This window comes from Tumebacillus permanentifrigoris (assembly GCF_003148565.1).
In the GTDB taxonomy this organism is placed as follows: domain Bacteria; phylum Bacillota; class Bacilli; order Tumebacillales; family Tumebacillaceae; genus Tumebacillus; species Tumebacillus permanentifrigoris.
On record NZ_QGGL01000001.1, the window covers coordinates 424,599 to 447,834 of the forward strand.

At 52.9% G+C, this 23,236-nt stretch carries 23 protein-coding genes; 3 read left to right on the top strand and 20 right to left on the bottom strand.

Going from position 1 to position 23,236, the window contains the following annotated elements; translation table 11 throughout:
- Positions 1-138 precede the first annotated feature (138 nt).
- From C7459_RS01880 to C7459_RS01895, 5 genes are all read right to left on the bottom strand, one after another.
- Positions 139-2,820, bottom strand: a complete 2,682-nt coding sequence (locus C7459_RS01880; RefSeq protein ID WP_109685684.1) for a MinD/ParA family ATP-binding protein — start codon at positions 2,818-2,820, stop codon at positions 139-141.
- Between the two features lie 16 nt (positions 2,821-2,836).
- On the bottom strand, positions 2,837-3,262 hold the full coding sequence (locus tag C7459_RS22925; protein ID WP_146200926.1) for a hypothetical protein: 426 nt from the start codon (positions 3,260-3,262) through the stop codon (positions 2,837-2,839).
- 292 nt (positions 3,263-3,554) lie between these two features.
- The gene (gene rlmH / locus C7459_RS01885) at positions 3,555-4,034 is read right to left on the bottom strand and encodes a 23S rRNA (pseudouridine(1915)-N(3))-methyltransferase RlmH (RefSeq protein ID WP_109685686.1); all 480 of its coding nucleotides are present in this window, start codon (positions 4,032-4,034) and stop codon (positions 3,555-3,557) included.
- Positions 4,035-4,046: 12 nt separating this feature from the next.
- The gene (locus C7459_RS01890; RefSeq protein ID WP_109685923.1) at positions 4,047-4,217 is read right to left on the bottom strand and encodes a CxxH/CxxC protein; all 171 of its coding nucleotides are present in this window, start codon (positions 4,215-4,217) and stop codon (positions 4,047-4,049) included.
- A 130-nt stretch (positions 4,218-4,347) separates the two neighbouring features.
- Positions 4,348-5,559: a S1C family serine protease gene (locus C7459_RS01895; RefSeq protein WP_109685689.1), complete on the bottom strand. Its 1,212-nt coding sequence runs from the start codon at positions 5,557-5,559 to the stop codon at positions 4,348-4,350.
- Between the two features lie 248 nt (positions 5,560-5,807).
- On the opposite strand from C7459_RS01895, the gene C7459_RS01900 reads away from it, so the two are divergent.
- Positions 5,808-6,020 carry a hypothetical protein gene (locus C7459_RS01900; protein WP_109685691.1) on the top strand — a complete coding sequence of 71 codons (213 nt, stop codon included), beginning with the start codon at positions 5,808-5,810 and terminating at the stop codon, positions 6,018-6,020.
- Positions 6,021-6,102: 82 nt separating this feature from the next.
- On the opposite strand, the gene C7459_RS01905 is transcribed toward C7459_RS01900, so the two are convergent.
- From C7459_RS01905 to yycF, 5 genes are read right to left on the bottom strand one after another with little or no spacing between them, the layout of a single operon-like run.
- The gene (locus C7459_RS01905) at positions 6,103-6,900 is read right to left on the bottom strand and encodes an MBL fold metallo-hydrolase (protein ID WP_109685925.1); all 798 of its coding nucleotides are present in this window, start codon (positions 6,898-6,900) and stop codon (positions 6,103-6,105) included.
- A 42-nt stretch (positions 6,901-6,942) separates the two neighbouring features.
- Positions 6,943-7,812: a two-component system regulatory protein YycI gene (yycI, locus tag C7459_RS01910; RefSeq protein ID WP_170119204.1), complete on the bottom strand. Its 870-nt coding sequence runs from the start codon at positions 7,810-7,812 to the stop codon at positions 6,943-6,945.
- Positions 7,799-9,184: a YycH family regulatory protein gene (locus C7459_RS01915; RefSeq protein WP_109685696.1), complete on the bottom strand. Its 1,386-nt coding sequence runs from the start codon at positions 9,182-9,184 to the stop codon at positions 7,799-7,801. The genes yycI and C7459_RS01915 overlap by 14 nt, the downstream gene beginning before the upstream one ends.
- On the bottom strand, positions 9,181-10,971 hold the full coding sequence (locus tag C7459_RS01920; RefSeq protein WP_109685698.1) for an ATP-binding protein: 1,791 nt from the start codon (positions 10,969-10,971) through the stop codon (positions 9,181-9,183). Before C7459_RS01920 ends, C7459_RS01915 begins: the two co-directional genes overlap by 4 nt.
- Before the next feature lie 6 nt (positions 10,972-10,977).
- Complete coding sequence (gene yycF, locus C7459_RS01925; protein WP_109685700.1) at positions 10,978-11,667, bottom strand: response regulator YycF; 690 nt, start codon at positions 11,665-11,667, stop codon at positions 10,978-10,980.
- A 116-nt stretch (positions 11,668-11,783) separates the two neighbouring features.
- Here yycF and C7459_RS01930 point away from each other — a divergent pair, with 116 nt between their 5' ends.
- Positions 11,784-12,983: an MFS transporter gene (locus C7459_RS01930; RefSeq protein WP_109685702.1), complete on the top strand. Its 1,200-nt coding sequence runs from the start codon at positions 11,784-11,786 to the stop codon at positions 12,981-12,983.
- Between the two features lie 145 nt (positions 12,984-13,128).
- On the opposite strand, the gene C7459_RS01935 is transcribed toward C7459_RS01930, so the two are convergent.
- The 3 genes from C7459_RS01935 to C7459_RS01945 form a co-directional block, all read right to left on the bottom strand.
- A complete protein-coding gene (locus tag C7459_RS01935; protein ID WP_109685704.1) occupies positions 13,129-13,539 on the bottom strand; it encodes a peroxiredoxin-like family protein in 411 nt (136 codons plus the stop codon).
- A 163-nt stretch (positions 13,540-13,702) separates the two neighbouring features.
- Positions 13,703-14,143: a MarR family winged helix-turn-helix transcriptional regulator gene (locus C7459_RS01940; protein WP_109685706.1), complete on the bottom strand. Its 441-nt coding sequence runs from the start codon at positions 14,141-14,143 to the stop codon at positions 13,703-13,705.
- Between the two features lie 17 nt (positions 14,144-14,160).
- Positions 14,161-14,640 (bottom strand): glutathione peroxidase, encoded by a 480-nt coding sequence (locus C7459_RS01945; protein ID WP_109685708.1) that lies wholly within the window; start codon positions 14,638-14,640, stop codon positions 14,161-14,163.
- Positions 14,641-14,804: 164 nt separating this feature from the next.
- Between C7459_RS01945 and C7459_RS01950 the strand changes: the two genes are divergently transcribed.
- Entirely contained in the window at positions 14,805-15,200 is a 396-nt protein-coding gene (locus C7459_RS01950; RefSeq protein WP_109685710.1) for a hypothetical protein, read from the top strand.
- Between the two features lie 89 nt (positions 15,201-15,289).
- On the opposite strand, the gene C7459_RS01955 is transcribed toward C7459_RS01950, so the two are convergent.
- The 7 genes from C7459_RS01955 to C7459_RS01985 form a co-directional block, all read right to left on the bottom strand.
- Positions 15,290-16,573 carry an adenylosuccinate synthase gene (locus C7459_RS01955; protein ID WP_109685712.1) on the bottom strand — a complete coding sequence of 428 codons (1,284 nt, stop codon included), beginning with the start codon at positions 16,571-16,573 and terminating at the stop codon, positions 15,290-15,292.
- 221 nt (positions 16,574-16,794) lie between these two features.
- Entirely contained in the window at positions 16,795-17,571 is a 777-nt protein-coding gene (locus C7459_RS23580; RefSeq protein ID WP_211320319.1) for a hypothetical protein, read from the bottom strand.
- Complete coding sequence (dnaB, locus tag C7459_RS01965) at positions 17,568-18,908, bottom strand: replicative DNA helicase (RefSeq protein WP_109685714.1); 1,341 nt, start codon at positions 18,906-18,908, stop codon at positions 17,568-17,570. The genes C7459_RS23580 and dnaB overlap by 4 nt, the downstream gene beginning before the upstream one ends.
- A gap of 53 nt (positions 18,909-18,961) precedes the next feature.
- Entirely contained in the window at positions 18,962-20,908 is a 1,947-nt protein-coding gene (lonC, locus tag C7459_RS01970) for a Lon family ATP-dependent protease (protein ID WP_109685716.1), read from the bottom strand.
- A gap of 7 nt (positions 20,909-20,915) precedes the next feature.
- Complete coding sequence (rplI, locus tag C7459_RS01975; protein WP_109685718.1) at positions 20,916-21,362, bottom strand: 50S ribosomal protein L9; 447 nt, start codon at positions 21,360-21,362, stop codon at positions 20,916-20,918.
- Between the two features lie 197 nt (positions 21,363-21,559).
- On the bottom strand, positions 21,560-21,877 hold the full coding sequence (locus tag C7459_RS01980; protein WP_109685720.1) for a MazG-like family protein: 318 nt from the start codon (positions 21,875-21,877) through the stop codon (positions 21,560-21,562).
- Positions 21,878-21,991: 114 nt separating this feature from the next.
- A complete protein-coding gene (locus C7459_RS01985) occupies positions 21,992-23,149 on the bottom strand; it encodes a polysaccharide deacetylase family protein (RefSeq protein ID WP_109685723.1) in 1,158 nt (385 codons plus the stop codon).
- Positions 23,150-23,236 lie beyond the last annotated feature (87 nt).

A 23,236-nucleotide genomic window follows, 5' to 3' on the forward strand; every position in this document is an offset into this window, starting at 1 on the left:
TCCCTTTTTATTTCATAACAAAGGGCCGGGGTTATTCAAAGCTCCCCTCGACCCTTTATCAAAACGCCATGTCGCACCTTCACACATTAAAAGTGTCCTATTTCTGATAATACTATTCGTTGGCTGGATATTTTTTATTTATAGCTTCCGCCCATGGCTTCTCTTCATTCCGAAACCATGAACATACATATCTGCAAATCTATACTGAATCTCGCCCTTTACAAAATCCTCTTTTGCCAAACCTATATTTTTAATTGTTGTAATAAAATCATCTATTGCTCCGCCTTCTTTCGCCATACTAATGTTAAATAATGACTCTAAATCTAACTTAGTGCAAATATCAGGGAAATTGTGCAACCTACTAAACACATTTTCTAATTCAGGATATTCCTCTTTTATCTCGCTACTTCTGTGTTTAGCGGCACTTATTAAACCCACATTCAAAGACTGACTTCTCAACAGTCTGTCTGTTGGTGAAGGAACATGGGATTGATCAATATACTGCAATTCATGTTCTTTGGCTGCACTTAATAGTAATCCAAGTACTCGAGGGAAAGTAGTACCCGACGCATCAGTAAGTCGTTCATGTACCCATCTCCCAACATATTTAGAGTTTCTACTTTTTTCTCTTCTCATCCCCCATAAAATCTGCAGTGCATTTAATACGGATTCTTCTGAAGAGTTATCAATATCTTGAATCGGGAAAAACTTATCCACTTGTTCTTTGTACTGTCGAGAATATAGGGATTGGCGTAGTGCTAATCTTAGGAAGTCAATTCTCGACCATTGTAACAAAACATCTCTACCATTAAAATGACTCTTGTTCGTAAAATTCAGACGTTCCCATATATCCTCTCTAATGAACACTTTAAATTTTATATTTGATAGCTTTTGCCCATCAATTGAGCGTATAAAATAAAACAATCCAGCTAGCACTCTAGACTGATACGAACTCCTTTCTTGAATATCTTCATCTAGATCATCATAAAGAAGCCAAACGCTTTGATCTCGCTTAGAATACTCATCATTTATATATATCAAGTAATCCTTAATCAAAATATTAATATCCATGTCATTTATCAATTGCAATAATATAACAGTATGATCCTTCGTCCAATTTTTATTATTTTTCCCAACTAACTTTAGCTTATCATAGATAACGGAAAACTTGCCTCTTCTAAACGGAGGAAGCTTATTCTCTATATACAGCCTTAGTACTGAATAGGCTCTCCAGTATGTCTCCCAAGAAAATGATTCTCCCATTTTATCATCTAAATAACGATACTCTTCTTTTCCTGGTCTAGCAGAATATGGTCCATGTCCTGAAACAGCTAGTACTTTGTCCAACCTTCCTTTAGACAATTTCTTACACTGATCAAAGTGTACGAGTAACATCCAATAGAGAGCGGTCTTCCCTGTACCTTTTTGACCATGAACAACTACTGTATTCTCATCTACAAATTTATCAAAATCGGAAGTCTTCTGAAATACCTTACTTAGATCGTTACGCTCATCCTTTGCATCCACTGTCTCGAATTCAAGGGATTCAATTATATCCCACCTGTTAGTTCCTGAGAGTATTACCCTCAACCTGTTTTGTTCCGTTTCTTCATCGATTAAGTTAGCTACTGGAGCATAAACAGAAGTTAAATGATCAATTGGATACGTTTCAGAAAGTGCAACATCAGCATTGTAATGAATAATTAAAGGCAAATCTTTAAATTCACTCTCCGCTTCATCAATTTCGTATTCATCATCATTCTCAGTCTGTCTATTTTTTTGTTGCACATTAAGTTTCGAAATACGTTCCCAATATACTTCTGCCCTCTTTTTTCCTTCTTTATTTGATGGGACTTTTGTCAGAACGAAATTCACGTTTTTCCCAAGTCCTTTAACATTCCTTATCCCTTCTGATATAAGGCGTAATCCTTCGAAATTCTCTTCGTTAGGGTACATGAACAAGATAACGTCATCTGCAGCTTCTAATAACGAAAAGGCTCCCCATTCATTGATACCTGTTCTTGAATCAATTAAAATAACATCCGGGTGCAATTGTGATATTGCATCATTCTTAAAGATCTCCCATACGTTTTTTTGTTGTAGGGCAGAAACTCGCAAATCATCTACTTTTGATACATAGGAGAAATCAATCTTTCCAGCTTGAATAACAAACAATCTTCCCGGGGTATTTTCTAAATGTACTTCCCTAATAATATCTGATATGTGAATTTGATAGTGATTTAAGGATGAGTAAGCTCGTTCATAAAAATAATCTATTGCCCCGTATTGAGGTATGGGCGAGATTTTATTAAAGATCATATGTAAACTCGGTGCTTCTAAGTCAAGGTCTAATAAAAGAACTTTGTTCCCTCTTTTCGCGAGAATATTCGCTACATGTACTAATGCTGTTGTCCTTCCTACCCCTCCTTTGTAGGAATAAAAAGTCACAGTTCTAGTACTATGCTGAGCGGGTTTTGTTTCAATGTTTTGTTGAGCATTGGAATAATTATTACGATAGACTGATGCTAAATCCCCCCATGTTTTGGGTGTATAAGATTCTGTTTCATTTTCATAATAAAATAATTCCAATTCGTCAGCTTCGAAAACTGTAAATAAATATACAAAACCAAATCCAAAACCCTCTTCTAGTTGGGATTTCAAATTTTCTAGACGGTCTTTTTTACTCATCCCTTCGAAAACATCACTTACAACAGTAATATTTAATAACCCTGAAGGAGAGAAGTTCAACTGAACCCATTCTTCAGATCTATTTTGATAATAATTTCGAAGGACGCCCTCCAACAATTTCTTATCAAGCATAACATATTCACCACTTTCAAAGAGTTTTTACTTGCACCAATAACCATTTTAGTAATTCCTGGTACGAAGTATACCAAGCGTCAAAGTCTGCCTGTAAAGGTTCTACTCCTTGGTACCTCCAAAGTATATAATCTTTCCCACAGGGCTCTTGTACCTTTTCAATCGCATCCATAATCGAAGGATTTGCATCAACACGAGTATGTAGACTGCCTATTAACATAACTATATTATAAAGACGGTGCTTTGGATTAGTAATTTTCACCCCTGTTCTTACGCTTCTTTCCCCCCATTTTGTGATTCCATGGTATAAAAAACATGTTTTTTTGAGCAAACATTCAAGCGAAATACCTCCTAAATGCATTGCTAGTATTTTTCTTTCACGTGTATAAAGATGTTTGGTATCTAAACACCTACTAATGAAAGCCAACGGATAGTCGTCCATGTCTACCCACCTTGTTTTTTAAATTTAACAATATCTTCTCTCCATTCGACTCATCTCCTGCTTTTCTCCCATAGTATTTTTATTGCTCTTGAATAAATAGTTCTGTCATAAACTGCTGATGCCCTAACGATCCTCCAGAGTTGTTCTCTTACAGGTGTACCGAAAACATATATTATGATTTAATGATTAGGGTAGGGATATACCCGTTGCCATAAATTCTCAAACCTCCATAAACATAAAGAAACCGCCGCTACGGTAATTACATAGCAAGGTCTCCCCTCTTATTTCACACTCATTTATGATAAGGCTCCCCCCGCAAAATCCGAAAGGCCCGATACACCTGCTCCAGCAAAATCGCCCGCACCATCTGATGTGGGAACGTGAACTTCGAAAACGACAGCTTGTAATTCGCCCGCTGCAACACCGTCTCGTGCAGCCCCAAAGACCCGCCGATGACAAAGGTAAACGTACTATACCCCTGCCCCGCCATCCGATCAATCTGCTCGGCGAACTCCTCGCTCGTAATCGACTTCCCCTCGATCGCCAGCGCGATCACGTAATCCCGCTCCCCGACCTTCGCCAGCAACTTCTCCGCTTCCTTGCGCTTGATCTGCTCCTCCTGCGCGGCCGAAGCGTTATCCGGCGTCGGCTCATCCGGCACTTCGACAACGCTTACCTTCGCATACGAAGAGAGCCGTTTCTTGTACTCCTCAACGGCTCCCACCCAATACTTTTCTTTTAACTTGCCTACGGTCAGTAGATTTATCTGCACCCAGAACGCTCCCTACACAATCAGATACTTCGGGTTTTGGTCGCAAAACTCACACTTCGCTGGAGCATTCCAGGCGGTGAAGGAGATCTCCTTCAAATTATAAACATCGGGCGCTTGGCCTTCGTACTCGTCTACAAACTCGTCCAACGCAATCTCAACATGCTCTTTGCATACTACGTACACAGATTCCACCTCGGTTTCACCTCTTAGCTTGTTCTCTTATACTAGCAGTCTCCCCCGATTTTGTCCAAAACACAACAGGCAGGCCCAAATTGGGCCTGCCTGTTTTTTCATCCTGACTCTCCAAACTCGCTTACTTCACGTCCCCTTGCTTGCCAAGGGTCATCTCCAGCGACTTTTTGTCCTGACCACGGTAGTACTCCACCTTGATCTTGTCGCCCGGCTTTTTCTTGTACAGCGCCTTGCGCAGGGCGATCTGGTCGTCTACTTGCACATCATCGATCTTGGTGATGACGTCCCCACGCGCCAGACCTGCTTTTTTCGCATAGTCCGATACTTCATACAGCACGACACCCGTCTCAACCGGCACATCCGGGCGTTGCTTCGCCGGGAATTCTGCGAGGTTCACCGGCGTGATCCCCATCACCGGACGGTCGATCTTGCCGTTGTCGATCAGTTGTTGAATGATCGGTTGCGCTTCGGAGATCGGGATCGAGAACCCAATCCCTTCCACACCAGACGACGAGATCTTGGCCGAGTTGATGCCGATCACTTCACCATTGATGTTGACCAGCGCCCCACCGGAGTTCCCTGGGTTGATCGCTGCGTCCGTCTGGATGACGTTCATCGAAAATACTTCTTGGCCCGATTGCTCGTCGGTCACCGGGAGCTCACGGTTCAGCGCGGAGATGACCCCCACGGTGACCGTCTGTGCAAACTTCGCCCCCAGCGGGTTCCCGATCGCAATTGCCGGTTCCCCCGGGTTCAGCGATTCAGAATTGCCCAGCACCGCCGGCGTGATGTCCTTCACATCGTTCTCATCAACTTTCAGGACGGCGAGGTCTGTGTAGAAGTCGGTCCCCAGTACTTTTGCTTTGATATGCTTACCGTCTGCGAACGCCACTTCGATCTCATCGGCACCGTCCACAACGTGATTGTTCGTGATGATGTAGCCTTTTTTGTCAAACAACACACCAGAACCGGTGCCGACTTCGCTGTCCGTCGCTTTGGTACGGCCAAAGAAGTCTTTTTGCTTCTGCAGGTTCGAGACCCCGACGATCGCCGGTTTTACTTTGTTGACCGCTTCCGTGATGCCCGTGTTGACGTTGACCGACATGTTGCTGACCGAACCCACCGACGTACCACCTGTCGTGGTCGCGTTGTGGTTGCTTGCACTGTTGCCGTTCACTTCGATCACGTTCGCGTTGATCAGCTTCGGCACTATCACCAAAGTCGTACCCGAACCGATCACTGCCGAGACGAGTGCCACGGCGATCCAGCTGGTCATGTTCCCGCCAGTCTTGCGTTTTGGTTTTGTTTCTTCAAAATCGTCGTAGTATCCCATATCAAGAACCTCCCATTTGTAGGTGTCTGTCTACTCACCAGTATCGGTTGTTACTCTTATTATACAAACGTGTTGTGTTACTCCTCAAGGGTCAGGGTTGCCAATTCACAATCTGGTCACGACTATGTTGCGACATTCTTCACACGTTTCTAATGAAATTCTAAGAGAAGGTATATTCTCCCTCCCCAATGGTCAGAATATCCAGTAGGCACGAACGAAACAAGTTCGGAACTTTGGAGGGATCACTCATGAACCGACTGACCGGCCTCAGCGAGGTTGATATGATCGCGCAACTTGCGGATCTGAAGGAAGTGGATTACAAAAACACTCTCGTTCTCACCGCGCTGGTGGAACTTCTGGTGGACAAGGGCATCCTGACCCGCCAAGAAGTCATCCAAAAAGCCCGTCAGCTCGATACTGATCTCTCGCTGGAACTGGATCGTTCGCTGTATGCCAACTAAGCTGTGAAGCAGCTTGCTTTTGTCTCCCCCTTCTCTATATTGAAAGCCCACCTCGTTCGCTTGAGGTGGGCCCTTTTTTTGGTTACATCCGCTTGATTGTTTGCATGGGGGTCGGCTTGTCTCGATAGGTGTCATGCAGCACGACATCCTGCCCGACGTTGAACCCGTTCTCTGTCAGAATGCCACGCACGGTGATCTCCGCGATCTCCGGCATGTTGTTGTCTGGACTCAGATGCGCCAAGTACACGTCCTGCGAGTTGCCCGACAAAACCTCCGTCAGCGTGTCCCCCGCCGTCTCGTTGGAGAGATGGCCTTTGTCGCCGAGGATGCGCTTCTTGACCGTCCACGGGTGCGGCCCGATCCGCAACATCTCCACATCATGGTTCGATTCAAAAATGAACGCATCCGCCCCAGCGATCGCGTCCCTGACCCGCGTGCTCACGTAGCCGAGGTCGGTCGCCAACGCCAACTTGGTCTCGCCTTGGTAGAAGCAAAAACCGACCGGCTCGCGGGCATCGTGCGAGATCGGGAACGGTTCAATTTTCAGGTCGCCAAAGCAAAGCGATTCTCCGACGGTGAAGGTGTGTTGCTTCTCAACATTGATGTCGCCCACGTACTTCTCCATGCCTTCCCACGTGCCCGAGGTGGCGTAGACGTCCAAGTCTTGCTTGCGCGACATCACGCCAACTCCGCGCACGTGATCGGAATGTTCGTGGGTGACGAGCAGGGCGCTGATTTTTTTCGCGTCTGCCCCGATCTCCGCCAAGGCGTTGGTGATCTGCTTGCCACTGACACCCGCATCGATCAACACGGCGGTCTCTTCGGTTTCCACATAGATCGCATTGCCCGTACTGCCGCTTGCCAAAACGCTAAAGCGTATCAACCGCTGTTCCTCCCACTACCTCTGTCTCTCTCAGGTGTTCTAAGGTGTTCCTTTTTCCACTTGTCCGGTGAAGGCGTTGACGTAGTAGACTTTCTGGTCGGTGACGATCCGCCACATCGGCCAGAGGTACCACACATCCGCGTCGTCGTAATTCGGGCTGTAGTAGCCTAGCTTGATATCGTGTATGGCGACCGGTTCCTTGACGTTCATCAAGCTCCCCGGGTCGAGTGACTCTGCAACTGCACGCAACGCGGAGATCGCAGACAGCACGCGCTGTCCGCCCTCTTGCTCCACTCCGACTTCCAATGCCTTCTGATTATAGCCCACGATCTCCGAATTTTGAAGATGGACTTCCAGCAGCGCGGAGAAAACCGGATACTTCTGGTAACTTTGCAGGTAGCGAATCACGGTGCGATCATGGTTGACGATGTCCTCGCGATACAGATCTTGGTGCCAGATGGTCTTGTCGATTTTCGCAAGCACTGCGCTCCCGAGCTTCGGAGAATTCAGATCTCCCTCCACATGGCGCGAAGGGAGATAGCGCATCGTGAAAAATCCATTCCCCGTGACTCCGAATTCGCCGTAGTTGGTTTTGAACTTCATCGTGCCCTTGCTCTTGTCATCCTCCACCAGTTTCGCCCCGCTCAACGTGTCGCGGGCGATGTCGGTCACGAGCGCTTTGGGGTGGCTCGCCTGCACGAAGTGCATCGTCGGCGTCTCGCGCGGCACTTCCGTTTGCAGCGTCATCTTGCGTTCCGACAGCACATCCTTCAGTTCCGTCAATTGCGCGGTGAACGATTGGACGTACTCGGCCGCCTCCCGCTGTGCATTGTAATACTGGGTGCCGAGCAGCAAGTCGAGGAGCAGGAAGGTGATGATGAAGTACGTTTTCGCCTTACTCCAATCCATACAACATCCCCTCCTCGCTGCGCAGTCGCTCTCCGGTGGTCGCATCGAACATGCCGATCCGTCGATCTGGCGCTTGTTCTACTACCCACACGGGATGCAGGCTGGAGATCTGGTCGCGCGGGTCGCCGATCAGATACGCCAGGTAGACGTTGGTGATGCGGTTGCGATCCAGCCACACGCTCTGCTCGACCAGTTTCAGCAACTCTGGCCCCGAGATGATCTCCACCCGTTTGTCAGAGTAGGCTTTGACGACGCTGTATTGCGAACGCCGCATCTGGGCGACTTCGTTGCGGTAGAGGCTGATGTCGATCGTACAGAGGTCTCCGATGACGGGCAGGCCGTTTTGATAAGGACGGAACACGTAGTCGTGGATGTCCTTTTTGTCAGCGCCCATGCTCGTGGTGTCAAGTTCGTGGAGCAGAACGGACCCGGTAAAACCTCCATGTTCGTTCACGAAGTTCGTCGCTCGCACCACCACGTACTCACCATCAGAGCGGCGGACAGAGGTGCGGTCGACCGCCAAGTTGCGGTACTCGATGATCTTGTCCAGCGCCCCGACACGCACAGAGCGGCTGCCATCGGTCACAATCTGCGAACCGTCCTTCTCCAAAACCCGCGATGTCAACGATTTGTCGAGGAAAAAGGAATCGACCAGCGATTGGTTGTGCGTCTCCAAATTCAACTCCAGCGCGTAGTTTTGCAAGGAGATGGCGTTCAAGGGCAAGTAGAAGTTTTTGTGGATGCTCTGGCCGAACATCCCGTAGGCCGGAGCGCTTCGCCCCACTTCCAGCAGTTTGTTCATCCGATCCCGCGGCATCTCGACGCGCGCGATGTAGTTGCGGCCGTCTGGTCCTCCGTAGATCAAGGCGTGAAAATCCGCTTCCTCCGGCAGATGGAACAGGTAGATCGACTGGACCTGCATCGCAGGGTCGATCTGCGTGTTGAACTTCAACAACCCCGAATCACCCAGCGTAGGCGCCGGCAGCGTCGCATCAAAATCGAGCTGGAAACCCGGCAACTCATTGATGATCTTGCGCCACTCCGCCTCGCCGTAGTCGTTGGTCAGGACGGTTTCAAAAAACGTGGACTTGTGCAACAGGTCCATCGCCTCGACATAACTGGGTTGCCCGGGAACGAAAACGGTGTGCTTTTGCTCCCCAAAGTGCAACACGATGTCACGTGGGTTGGTCACCGATTCGAAGGAACGGTAGAAACTCGGGTCACTGATTCCGATGTTGCTCGCGTACTGCGGTTGGTCGTCGGTCGCTTCGTATTGCGGCGTGTTGCTCCAGATGCCCAGTGAGAACAGCAGGGAAATCAGGACGAGGGCGGCCAGCGCGACGTTTTTGATGGGTTCTCTCATCTGCTTCATGCGCCGTTCCCTCCTGTCGCGACAGGCAAGGTGAAGGAAACCGCTGTGCCCTGTCCTTCTTCGCTGTCGATTTGGATCTGGCCGCCATGCGCTTCGACGATCTGCCGGGCGATCGACAGGCCCAATCCGGTGCCGCCCATCACACGCGAACGCGCTTTGTCCACGCGATAGAAGCGGTTGAAGATCTGCGGCAGGTCTTCCTTGGGAATCCCCATCCCCGTGTCGACCACTTGGACGAGGATGAACTTGCCGCTGGGGCGGTAGGCGATCACGCGAATCCGCCCACCGTCTTGGGTGTATTTGATGGCGTTCGAGATCAGGTTGTCAAACACTTGGTCGAGCTTGTCAGCGTCGACATTGACGGTGAGCGTCGTTGGCACTTCGAACGCAAGCGACACTTCGCGGCGCTGCAATTGCATGGCGAAGCGGAAGCAAGCGTTTTGCACCAGTTCGCGCAGGTTGTGCTGGGTGAACTTCCACGATTCCCGACCGGAGTCGAGGCGGGAAAGTTGCAGCAAGTCAGACACCATGCGCACCATCCGATCGGTCTCAGTGTGGATGACCGACAGAAACTTGCGGGCATGGTTCGGAGATTCGATCGCCCCGTCCTCAAGCGCTTCGATGTAGCTTTTGATCGTGGTCAGCGGTGTGCGAATCTCATGGGAAACGTTGGCGACAAAGTCGCGCCGCGCACGATCCTCTCGCTCCTGTTCGGTGACGTCGCGCAGGACGATGACCGCCCCACGCTCCTCCCCCGCCCCGCGAAAGGGTGCGGTGTACGCGTGCAGGATGCGCCCAGACGTTCCGCCGAGCGTGAATTCATGCTCGCCGCTCATCAAATTGGCAGAATCGGTTTCATCGTCTTGCAAAACGATCACCGAGTTCATCGACATGTTCAGCAACTGGTCCGGTTCATCGGCTCCCAGCAGTTTGGCGGCAGCGGCGTTGGCGAGCAGGATGCGGTAATCCGCCCCGATTGCAACGACACCGTCCGACATGTGCTCAAGGATCGCTTCGAGTTTGTCCTTCTCCTGTGCGTTTTCCTTGAGAGCTTCCCGCAGGCGGCGGCTGAGCGTGTTGAACATCTCGCCCAGTTGCCCGATCTCATCGTCGCTTCGAATCGAGACTTCCTGTTCAAAGTCACCGCGGGCCATCGCGCCCGCTTTTTTCGTGATCTCGACGATGGGGTGTGTGATCGTGCGGGAGAGCAAGATGATCAAAAACGCCGTCAACAGCACGGCGATCCCCGTGCCGGTGTAGAAAATCACGGTGATGTCGCGGATCGTCTGGTAGACGGACGACAGCGGTGCGATGCAGTAGACGACACCGAGCGTTTGCTTGCCTTTTTTGACGGGCAGCGAGAGGTAGAGATAGCGCTGCCCGTTTTTCGGATCGACTTTGATCGTCTCGACGCGTGTGCCCAACAAGGCGCGTGTGACTTCAGTCTGGAGACTTTTCTGCCCGATGAAGGACTTGTTGCCCGACGTGGCGAGCAGGATCGAGTTGGAATTGATGACGTTGATCTCCGCCCCCGCTACGTTGGCAAACGAGTCTGCGAGATAGTCGAGGTCGAGCGTACTGTCATGTTGGCCACCGTTGTCACTCAGGTAGCGCGGCAGGACGTCGGTGAGGACGAGCGCTTGCCCGCTGACTTTTTCTTGGAATGAGTTTAGGAAATGTTCGTTGACGCGCTGGATGAAGTAAAAGCCGATGACTTGGATCGCCACGAGGATGACCAACAGGTACATCAGCACCAGCTTCCATTGAATGCTGCGTACAAACCGCAAGCAGGTCTACCTCCTCAGCGTGTAGCCCACGCCACGGCGGGTCAGGATGTATTCCGGGTTGCTCGGGTCGTCCTCGATCTTCTCGCGCAGACGGCGGATCGTGACGTCGACGGTTCGCACATCACCGAAGTAGTCATAGCCCCAGACTTCCTGCAGGAGTTGTTCGCGGGTCAGCACCGTGCCCCGGTGTTTGATCAGGTGGACGAGCAGTTCAAATTCGCGGTGCGTGAGGTCGAGATTGACATCATGCTTGCGAACTTCATATGTGCCCGTGTCGATGACGAGATCTCCGACCGTCCACTTCGGTTTTTGGTCGCTGCGGGCCGTGTCCGGTTGTTGGCGGCGCAGGTTGGCTTTGACGCGCGCCATCAGTTCCCGGTTGGAAAACGGCTTGGTGACGTAGTCATCCGCGCCGATTTCTAGACCCAGCACTTTGTCGATCTCCGTGTCCCGTGCGGTGAGCATGATGATCGGGACGCTTGAGAAGGTGCGGATCTCTTGGCAGACGGCAAAGCCGTCTTTTTTCGGAAGCATGATGTCGAGCAGGATCAGGTCGGGCGTTTCAGCAGATGCTTTGTCGACCGCCTCTTGCCCGTCATGTGCCAGCACCACGCTGTAGCCTTCTTTTTCAAGGGAAAATTTCAAAATATCTGCAATCGGAAGCTCGTCGTCGACGACGAGGATCTTGTAGTCCATGAATGAAGTCACCTCCACCTCGTATTGTAGCATATTTGGCACTTCTGCTTCGTCGGGGAATGCAGTAGGATAGGGTTATTGGAAACGTTTCCGGTTGGAAAAGAGGAGGTTTGGGAATGGAGCGGGAGTCTCGGTTGTACCTGTTGATGATGGCGCTTTATACGTTCGGAAGTACAATGTCGGGTCTCTTCATCAATGTATTCATTTGGAAGCTGCATTCGTCGTTTACCCTGTTGGCGATCTATAGCATGATCTATTCGCTGGTGGTGGTGTTGAGTTTTCCGCTCTGTGCGCGGTTGGCGCGGCGGCGGTCACCGATGGCGAGTCTGCGGTTGGGCATCCTCTGTTTCATCCTGACGTATGCGATGGTGCTGTATTTGAAGGAAGCGTCCGGCGACTTCATCTGCCTGATCGGGTTTGGGATCGGGCTTGGGTCGAGCTTTTTCGCGATCGGGATGCACATGCAGGCGCTCGATAGCACGCGGGATGCGGGACGCGACCGCTTTTTGTACCTGAGCAATCTGTTGAACAGTTTGGCAGGGATTGCGGCTCCGTTGGTGTCCGGGCTGTTGATCGATCGCTTGGAGGGGATGACCGGGTACTACTTGGTGTTCACGACGACGCTGATCTGGTATCTGCTCGCCGTGCTGGTCTCGATGCGGATCAAGGGCAAGTTTATCGCCAAGCAGTCCCAGCTCTGGAACGTCTGGAAAAAACCCACGCGCGAGTGGCGCGGGATGTACTGGATCACGATGGGCTCGGGATTTGTCGAGGGTGTGTACCAGACGATTTTGATTACGATGATGGGGTATGCGATTTTGAAAAGCGAACTGTCGCTGGGCGGCATCACGACTTTCGCAGCGGTGGTTTCGGTGCTGACCTCCCTCGTGCTGTCCAAGGTGTCGCGGCCGGAGTATCGGTTTCGGATCTACGCGCTGGGGGCGCTGTTGGTTTGCGTGTCCTCGGTGTGGTTGAGTTTGCAGATGGCGTTTGCGGCGCTGGTGGTGTATACGGTGCTCGCGAATGTGGGGATGAATTTGATCTCGACGTCCTTTTACGCGTGGACGTATGCGTCGTTTGAGAAGGACCCGGAGTATGAGGCGCGGCGGTTGGATTACGTCGTGATCCGCGAGATCCCGCTGGGAGTCGGACGCTCGATTGGGCTGGTGGTGTTCCTGTTGTTGCAGTATTACGTGCAAGGGAATGTGCTGGCGGTGAGTTTTGCGGTGTTTGGCTCGGTGTTTGTGTTGATGATTCCGTTTTTGCGGGGGATTTGGAGGGAGCCGGAAAAAACACCTAGACCTGTGCAGGTCTAGGTGTTTTTTCTAGTCTAAAAAATGCCCCTGCGTGCTGTGCTCGCAGGGGCAACTCCGTATCATACGGTGAGCTGTTCAATTGACCAAGTTAGGGACAAATCTCTAGATTATGATAATCCGACTAATTTAGTTTGTCAACTCGGAATTAGGAAAGCGCGGCGCGAACTTGCTCGATCGTGGCATGGTCGCCAGGGGTTTCGTCGATGTGCTTCCAGAGGACGTTGCCCTTGCGGTCGAACAGCCAAGTGCCGCCTTGCTGGTAGATGTCGGAGGTCTTCATGGATTCGTTGACGACTTCGAGCTTGTTGGCTTCCTTGGGCTTGAAGTCCTTCATCCGGCCGATGACAAAACCGAGGGCTGCCATGCCGAGCAGTTTCCACTTGGGCATGACGTTGTGCCCCAGACCTTCGAAGGCGTGCTGTTCTGGGTCTCCCAGCACTTCAAACGGATACGGTCCATACGCATCGATGTACTTGGCGATCAGCGAGCCGGCTGCCGGTGTGATGGCGATGATTCCAACATTTTGACGAGTGATCTCGTCGGCGGACTCACGCAACTGCGCGAGATACTCTCGGCAAAGCGGTCAGCCGAGGTGACGGACGAAGGCAACGAGCGTGCGGTCGTGTGACGAGAGGACCTCGTCGAGCGTGACTTGACGACCTTCTACTTGGGTATCTAGGGTGTAGTTCATAGCTGTCAGCTCCTTGGGCCTTGTCGGGTTAGTCCTTGAGCGCTTGCATGCGCTTGAGCAAGGATTCAAATTCATTTTTTAGATGATTGAATTCGTCCATCTGGAGATTGCTTTTGCACATCAGTTTTTTCGGGATGTCCTGTGCCTGTGCCTTCAGGTCACGTCCGGCGTCGGTCAGCCCGATCACGACGACGCGCTCGTCGGTACGGGAGCGCTCGCGTGTGACGAGCCCGCTCTGCTCCAAACGCTTGAGCAACGGGGTAAGTGTGCCCGAATCAAGGTACATGCGCTCACCTAAGTGCTTGACGGTCGCCTCCCCCTCCTCCCAGAGCACGAGCATCGTGAGGTACTGGGGGTAGGTGAGACCTAGATCGTCCAGCAGCGGGCGGTACAGGCGCGTCATCTCGCGGGAACAGGCGTAGAGCGCGAAGCAGAGCATGTTGTCTAGTTTGAGGTGCTCGTCTGACATAGGTGGACTCCTTTTGACTAGGCGAGAAGCTTCTCGATGTCGGCTGCGATTTTTGCTGGATCGGTGGTCGGCGCATAGCGTTCGACGACATTGCCTTTTTTATCGACGAGGAACTTGGTGAAGTTCCATTTGACACCGGAAGTGAGGAAGCCACCCGCGTTTTGGGTCAGGTATTTGAAGACCGGGTTGATGTTCGCGCCCTTGACATCCGATTTCTCGTACAGCGGGAAGTTGACGCCGAAGTTGATCTGGCAGAATTCCTCGATGTCTCCGCTGTTGCCCGGTTCTTGGCCTGCGAACTGGTTGCTTGGGAAGCCGAGCACGGAGAAGCCGCGCTCTCGGTATTGATCATAGAGCGCTTGCAGACCCTTGTATTGCGGGGTGAACCCACACTTGCTGGCGGTGTTGACGATCAGCAGGACTTGGCCTTCGTAATCGGCAAACGACTTGCTCTCACCGTTGATCAGTTTCGCGGACAGGTTGTACAGTTCGGACATCGAGGATCAGCCTCCAAATGGTTTTGTGTTATTTGATTGCACACAATCTAATTGTTTGTATCTTAGCATGAAACATGCACACAAAACTGTGATGCTCCTAACATTTCCTCGTGTCCTCTCCCCTCCTCCTGTGCAGACTAGTGGAGGAAAGGGAGGGATTGCGCATGAACACACCCAAGGAACAAGCGATTCTCGCCTACTTTAGATCTCCGCATGACGCGCAGGTGGCGGCCGAGCGGGTACAGCATGAGTTGGATATTGAGGATGTTCAGGTTGACAAGTTCAGCATGGTGCCTGGCAATGGCACGGAGATGTTGCGCAACCCGATCCAAGGCGACTTTGGCAGCCACGGAAACCTCGTCGAGGGCGGCGAAGGCATCTCTCGTGATGTCGGCGCCGCACTCGGTGCAGACCCTGCCGTCTCCGGGATGTCGGATGGATTTGACTCGGAGGATGGCCTGATGATGTCCGGCCGCAACTACCTCGTCACCATCGTCTCCCCGATCGAGCAGCTTGAAGCCTGCCTGAAAATCGTCAACGAATGCGGTGGCACCCACTAAGCCTACACACAGCCCGCCTTGCAAAAAAAGACCGTGCCCTCGAAGGGACACGGTCTTTTCTCATGAGCTGAGTTGTGGGTCTGCTCGTCTTAGTACAGGTCAACGACCGGGATCGTCTGTTCGCGGCCAGGGCCGACGGAGAGGATCGCGAGGTTGACGCCGGTGACTTCTTCGAGCTTGCGGATGTAGGCTTTCGCAGTTTCCGGGAGCTCTTCATACGAGCGCACGCCCGAGATGTCTTCCTTCCAACCTGGCAGCGTTTCGTAGATCGGCTCACAAGCTGCCAGCACTTTGAAGGAGGTCGGGAACTCACGCAGGGTTTCCCCGTTGTAGTTGTAGCCGACGCAGACTTTCAGTTCGTCCAGACCCGTCAGGATGTCGATGCGGGTCAGCGCCATGCCGTCCAGACCGGACACGCGGCGTGCGTGGCGAACGACCAGCGCATCGAACCAGCCGCAACGACGCGGGCGGCCCGTGGTGGTGCCGAACTCGCGGCCTTGGGTACGGATGAACTCGCCGGTTTCATCGAGCAATTCGGTCGGGAACGGACCGTCGCCGACGCGGGTGCTGTACGCCTTCACGACGCCGATGACTTTGTCGATCTTGGTCGGGCCGACGCCAGAACCGATCGTCACGCCGCCTGCAACCGGGTTCGAAGAGGTGACGTAAGGGTAGGTGCCTTGGTCGATGTCAAGCATGGACGCCTGCGCACCTTCAAACAAAATGTCGGTGCCTTTGTCGATTTCATCGTTCAGGACGACCGACGTGTCGGTGATGTAGGAACGCAGTTGTTCTGCATAGCCAAGGTATTCGTTGTAGATCGCGTCGAATTCAAACGCTTCGGCGCCGTAGAGTTTGACGAGCAGGTCGTTTTTCAACGCGAGGTTGCGCTTGAGGATCGTCGCGAACTCTTCTGCGTCGAGCAGGTCGACCATGCGGATGCCGATGCGTGCTGCTTTGTCCATGTACGCCGGGCCGATGCCTTTTTTCGTGGTGCCGATCTTCGCATCGCCCTTGCTTTCTTCCTCCAGCTCATCGAGCTTGAGGTGGTACGGGAGCACGATGTGCGCGCGGTCGGAGATCCGCAGACCTTCGGTGGACACGCCTTTGTCCTTCAGGTAGGTCAGTTCAGCGACGAGCGCTTTCGGGCTGACGACCATCCCGTTGCCGATTACGCAAAGCTTCTCCGGGTAGAAGATCCCCGACGGAATCAGGTGCAGCTTGTACTCGATGCCTTCGATCCAGATCGTGTGGCCTGCATTGTTGCCGCCTTGGTAACGCGCGACAACTCCTGCTTTCTCTGCCAAGTAGTCCGTAATTTTGCCTTTCCCTTCGTCGCCCCATTGGGTGCCGACAACAACAACCGTTGCCATATCGACAACACCTCCAACATTTATATACCCAACACAAGTTGGGGTTACTCTCAAATCGGAAACAAGTAAAAGTGTAGCAAGGATCGTCTGGAATGTCAATGCAAACCACGAACAAATTCAGGACATCTCGTCTGAAATGTTCGTGTTTATGAAAGAGTGGCGGGGATGAGGTTTTTTAATGCTCAAGTAAAAAAGGCTCCCACAGATGTGGGAACCTTTTTTTAGTATGAATTGAGCAGGAAGTCACTGCGATAGTACCAGAGTACGTGCGGGTTCTCGACGATGCCAGCATAGTCGCCCAGCCTCGCGTGGTAGAGCTCCCAATTCGGGGTCTCCTCCGGGCGGTCATACTGAGCGAGATCGATCACTGGCGGGCCAAACCACCACGGCTTCACGACGAGGAACGCCGGGCCTCGGTCATACGCAGAGACGTTGTGGCGGACGATGTCCGGCACGTTGTGTACATACCCGATCTTGCCCCACGCCAAGATACAGAGTGTGACCAGCGCCGTGCCCGTCCACAGCATGACCCGTTGCCATGTCGTGAAAAAAGGCGGCGGATCGACGTCGTCTCCCGCTGCCTCTTCGTGCTGTGTACGGTCGTCGTCTAGACGGGCCTGCTTCTCGGCCCACGATACATCAGGAATTCGTACAGCGTCCGTTACAGCCGACGTAGCCGTCGCCTCGGCCCTCGCCAGTTGAATCTCCTGTAGAGCCGGGTGATCCTCTAAGGGATGCTCCGTGGCAGGTTCCGCAAGTTCCACGACAGGTTCAGGTTCTCTAACAGGTTCCACGACGGGTTCCCTAGCAGGTTCCGCGACAGGCTCTGTAAAAGTGGTCGCAGCCAGTTCAGCTTTGGGTTCGACGGAGGCACCACGGACTGCGCTCGCTTGCTTTGCTTTTTTCTTCCGATTGCGATTGTGCGTGTCTTTGCGGCTGGGCAGGATCATGCCTTCGTGCCAATCGTTGTTGTCAAAGCGTTGGCGGTCGTCACTCATGCTCCAGGCGCCCTTTCCAGTGAGACGAATTTGTTGAAGTTTTTCAAGAACACCAGCTCCACCGTCCCTGTCGGCCCAGAACGTTGCTTGGCGATGATGAACTCTACGATGTTTTTCCGCTCGGTTTCCGGGTTGTAGTAATCGTCACGGTACAGAAAGGAAACAATATCGGCATCTTGCTCGATCGAACCGGATTCCCGCAAGTCGGACATCATCGGACGCTTGTCCTGACGCGACTCGACGGAACGCGACAGCTGTGACAACGCGATGACCGTCGTGTCCAATTCACGGGCGATCAGTTTCAACGTCCGCGAGATCTCTGAGACTTCCTGCTGACGATTGTCTGTGCGGCCGTTCCCTGAGATCAGCTGCAAGTAGTCGATCAGCACCATCCCAAGCCCATGCTCCGCTTTCAGACGGCGGCACTTCGCCCGGATGTCTGTCACCGTGATCCCCGGCGTATCGTCGATAAAAATCGGCGCTTCCGATAGCGTACCAACCGCCATCGTCAGCTTCGGCCAGTCATCCTCATCCAAGAACCCGGAACGCATCCGGCCCGCGTCGATGTTCGCCTCTGCGCACAACATCCGCTGAACCAACTGTTCCTTGCCCATCTCCAGCGAGAAGATCGCGACCGTCTGGTTGGAGCGCACCGCGACATTTTGGGCAACGTTCAAAGCGAACGCGGTCTTGCCAACCGCTGGACGGGCGGCGAGGATGATCAAGTCGGAGCGTTGGAATCCGTTCGTCATCTTGTCGAGGTCAGGATAGCCCGACGAGATGCCGGTCACCCCGCCTTTGTTGCTGTACAAAAATTCGATCCGCTCAAACGTGTTGAGCAAAACGTCCTTGATCGGCGTGAAGCCCTTGTTGATACTCCCGGCGTGGGAGATCTCCATGATCTTCTTTTCCGCGTCGGAGATCATCTCGTTGACATCGCCACCTTGGTACCCGGTGGAGGCGATTTTGGTCGCGGTGTTGATCAGTCGGCGCAGGACCGACTTTTCCTTCACAATCGACGCGTAGTGGTCGACGTTGGCTGCTGTCGGAACGCTGTTCGCTAAATTGGCGAGGTACGCGACCCCGCCAATTTCTTCGATATGTCCGCTGTCCGCAAGCGTTTTCGACACCGTGACGATGTCGACTGGCTCGCCGGATTCAGCGATGGTCAGGATCGCTTCGTAGATCATCTGGTGCGACTTCCGGTAGAAGTCAGGCACCTGCAAAATCTCCGAAACGGTGACCATCGCGTCAGCCTCTAACATGACAGCGCCAAGCACCGCCTGCTCCGCCTCGATATGCTGGGGAGGGACTCGTTCCATCAATTCCTCTGTCATCCGAACTCCTCCTGCTCTCTCTGGCATCGCAAGCTATTTTTCAAATCCAAAAGCTAGCTCGCAATAATTGTCTCGCCCGCTTCGGCAAAAACCAAGGCGAGCACTTCGTCGATCGTCTGCACACAGTGTACCTCGACATCCGTCAAGTCACCCGGCACATCACGGCGGTTGTCATACGGCACCAAGACACGGGATACACCCGCCTGACGCGCACCGAAGATCTTTTCAAAAACGCCGCCGACCGGCTTGACCTTGCCTTGGATCGACACTTCGCCGGTGATTGCGAGGTTTTGCGGAATCGCTTTCCCGGTCAAGGCCGAGTAGATCGCCATCGTGATCGCCACACCTGCTGACGGGCCGTCGATCCGACCGCCACCGACGACGTTGACGTGGATGTCATAATCCTGCAAGTCTTTGCCGGTGATCCGACGCAGGACGGCTGCGGCGTTGAACACCGAGTCCTTCGCCATCGAGCCGGCTGTGTCGTTGAACCGCATCCGACCCTTGCCCGCTTCGCTGGCTTGGTACGCGACCGCCTCAATCTCCAAAACGGAGCCGAGGAATCCCGCCACACCGAGGCCGTAGATCTTGCCAACTTCCGACTGCACGGTTTCACGATCCTTCACGTAGGGCACCATGCGGTTCATACGCAACACTTCATCGATGTCCTTCGCAGAGATTTCCACCTCGTCCTCTGCCGTGCCGCCGGAACGGTAAACCGCCAGACCATGAGCGTCCGCGAGCAGGTTGACCGCTTTTCGACCTTCGATGGTGTACCGAGCGATCGTTTTCGCAACAGCCGCGTCGAGCCGAACATGCAAACGCTCCGCCGCTTCCATCACGATCGTTTCGACTTGCTCTGGGATCAACGGTTCAAAAAAGATCTCCGCACAGCGCGAACGCAAGGCCGGGTTGATCTCCGACGGATCGCGAGTGGTCGCGCCGATCAGCACAAAGTCTGCCGGTGCGCCCTCTTCAAACAATTTCTTGATGTACTTCGGAACGTTCGTATCATCCGGGTCATAGTACGGCGAATCGAACGAGACGCGCTTGTCCTCCAGCACCTTCAACAATTTGTTCTGGAGCATCGCATCGAGTTCACCGATCTCGTCGATGAACAGAATCCCGCCATGCGCTTCGGTGACGAGACCTGGCTTCGGCTCTGGTGTTGCCGAGTCTGCAAAGTCGCGGCGTGCGCCTTGGTAGATCGGGTCATGCACAGAACCCAGCAACGGGTTGGTGATGTCGCGCGGGTCCCAACGCAACGTGGTGCCGTCGACTTCGATAAAAGGAGCAGTAGCTTCAAACGGAGTCGAAGCCAGTCGTGCTGCTTCCTGCAGGGCAATCCGGGCAGCGGTGGTCTTGCCGACCCCCGGCGGTCCGTAGATGATGATGTGCTGCGGGAACGGGCTCGCCAGTTTGGAGAGCAGGGCGCGCTTGGACTGTTCCTGTCCGACGATCTGGCTCATCTCTTGCGGGCGAACCGCTTCGAACATCGACTTGGACAGCTTGACCGTCTCGAGCTTTTCGAGGCGCGCATACTTTTTGAGCGTTTGCGCGTTTTCCGGGCCTGCCTGTTCCTTGATCAGTTGTTGACGAATTTCCTTCAGGTACTCGTCATGCTTTTCTTGCATGCGGTCGTTGACTTTGCGCTCGATGTCTTCCTCGACGCTTTTGCGTGCGATGAAATCAGCCAACGCTTCCTCGACCTCGTTGAGAATCTCGGGGATGCGCTCGGGGCTCGGGCGCTCCTCAAGTCCAGGGTTTTCAAAGACGATCCGTTGCAAAGCCAGCACGCGGTCCTCGACGTTGCTCGAACGCATCAGGCTCAAGCTGTCGAGCTTCCCGGCGCGCAGCACCAGCTTGTCCGGTCCATGAATACTGCTCAAAACCCCGAACAGAGCGGTAACCTGACGACGGACCGCATCCTCGTTCTCCAACTTTTCATGAAGTTTGCTGCCGGGAATTCGGTTGAGTTTCGTAAGCAGTTTTTTGATCATAGGTGTTTTACTCCGCAACTACCTGTACGCGCAATTCGGCGGACACTTCCGGGTGCAATTTGACGGTCACCACGGTGGTGCCAAGCGATTTGATCGCGTCATCCAGGAGAATTTTTCTCTTATCAAGGGTGATTTTCGCTTGTTCCTTCAAGCCATCTGCGATCTGCTTGGAAGAGACAGCACCGAATACACGGCCGCCTTCGCCCGACTTGGTTTTGATCGTGATCGTCAAGTCTTTGAACTTGTCGGCCAATTCCTTCGCATCGGTGAGAACTTGTGCCGCACGGCGCTTATCACCTTCGGCAGCGATTTTTTGCTTGTTGAGGTTGTCGGCCGTCGCTTCAACAGCCAGACCTTTACTGAAAAGGAAGTTGTTCGCGTAACCCGTCGAGACTTCCTTGATTTCGCCTTTTTTACCTTGGCCTTTTACGTCTTGTACGAAAATAACTTTCATGTGACAAGCCCTCCATTTCCTGATTGCGGGCTCGAACAGCATGGGGGTTGGACGAGACTCTTCTGATAGTAGAATAACAGAAAGCCGCGACATTCTCCGTATGGAGTTACTTCCAACCGCCATGTCCCCTGCTGTTCCTCCGCAAAAAGCGAGTGTTTCATTCCATTGTACACTACAACTAGCAGAAATTACATGAACTAACGCTTCCGTTTCATATGTTCTTGCAGGTCACTGAGGTCGCCGTACCATTCCTCAACCTCGTGTCCCAATTCGATGCTGCGTTCGACTTTTTGGACCACAGAACGGTCCAGTTCGTGGAAATCGATCCCCAGCCGCCTCGCCAATACATAGCTGAACACGACGATGTTGGACAGGAAGTCGAGCAACACGGTTTCGTTGCCTTTTAAAAAACCCCGAAACAGCCCGGCAACATTCTCCAACAACTCGGTTTTGAGCCATTCGATCATCCGAATGTTTTTCGCGATGTCGACGTCGTTACGTTGGAAGTTACGCATGGGAAACCTCCCTTTTGTCAATGGCTTCTGATTCGTAACAACTTCTACATCAGAAAGCTTTGTTCCTGCTGGAGAAAAAGGCCCGGACACGCGAGGTGTCCGGGCCCGCGCTGTCTATCGCTGGTCGTTCCAGAAGTTGACTGGCGGGGTGCTGCCGTAGATGCGCTCAAATGCATAGCCGTTGTCCTTCAGCCATTTGATGATCTTCGGCAAGGCATCGGCGGTCGTTTTTTTGTCATGCAGGAGGACGATGGCGTTCTTTTTGCCTGAAACTTGGTTGGTGATCTCGGTGTAGGTCTCGTCGGCAGTGCGGGTGCTGCTTTTGGAGTCATAGGAATCTACATTCCAATCCCACATGTGGTATCCGGCGTTCACGGTCGCATCGCGGTAGTTCTGCGGCATCCACGGCTTGCTGCCATACGGGACGCGCATGATCGCGGTGCGGAATCCGGTCGCTTGGGTGAGGATTTTGTTGCAATCCTCCATCTCCTGTACGACGGTCTGCGGCGAGCGGTAGATTTTTTTCGAGTCGTGCGTCATCCCGTGCAGACCGACCGAGTAGCTCTCGTCGATCATTCGTTTGGCGAGGTCTTTGTGCTGCTCAATCTGCGGCCCGAGCACGAAAAACGTCGCGGTCACGCCCTGTTCCTTCAGTGTGTTGAGGATCTGCTCCGTGTACGCATTGGGCCCGTCGTCAAAGGTTAGGTAGACGACTTTATCAGGTTTCGGTGCTTCAGGCACCGGTTGTTGGGCGGGGTGTTCTGCTTCCCATTTGGCTTTTTCCTTGTCGATGCGCGCCTTGAATTTGGCGGCAAGTTCCTCGTCGGTCAGTTTGGCGGAGTCGTCCTTGATCCGCGAGATCGGGCCGCTCGCGATGTAGCTGACTTGGTAGCCGAGCGATTCGCTCATCAAGCGGGTCGGTGCCATGAGACGTTGGTCTTGGGTGTAGAGGTCAACGCGATGCTGTTCTCCGAGGTCGGTTTTGAGAATTCCGTTGGCAGTGTCGAGCGTGATGTGGCGACCGTCCTTGTAGATCGTGACGAGACTGGTGACGGGAACCCAAGTGAGATCCGCCTGCATCGCCTCTGCGACGAAGCGCACGGGAACGTAGGTCGTGCCTCCACGGAGTTCAGGTTGTGCGTCCGGGAAGGTCAGCAGTTCATCGTTTACGGCGATCCATACGGGCTGGGCTTGAAGTTCGGCCGCGGTGACCGGCAGGATCGAGAACAGCAAGGCCGCGATCATTGTGACAAATACAAATCCCCATCTCATAGCGTGTGCCTCCCACTTTTTGAAGTCTAGTAGTCTATGTGTATGGGAGGAGGCTCGCTGAGATGACAGAAAAAAAGCGACGAGATG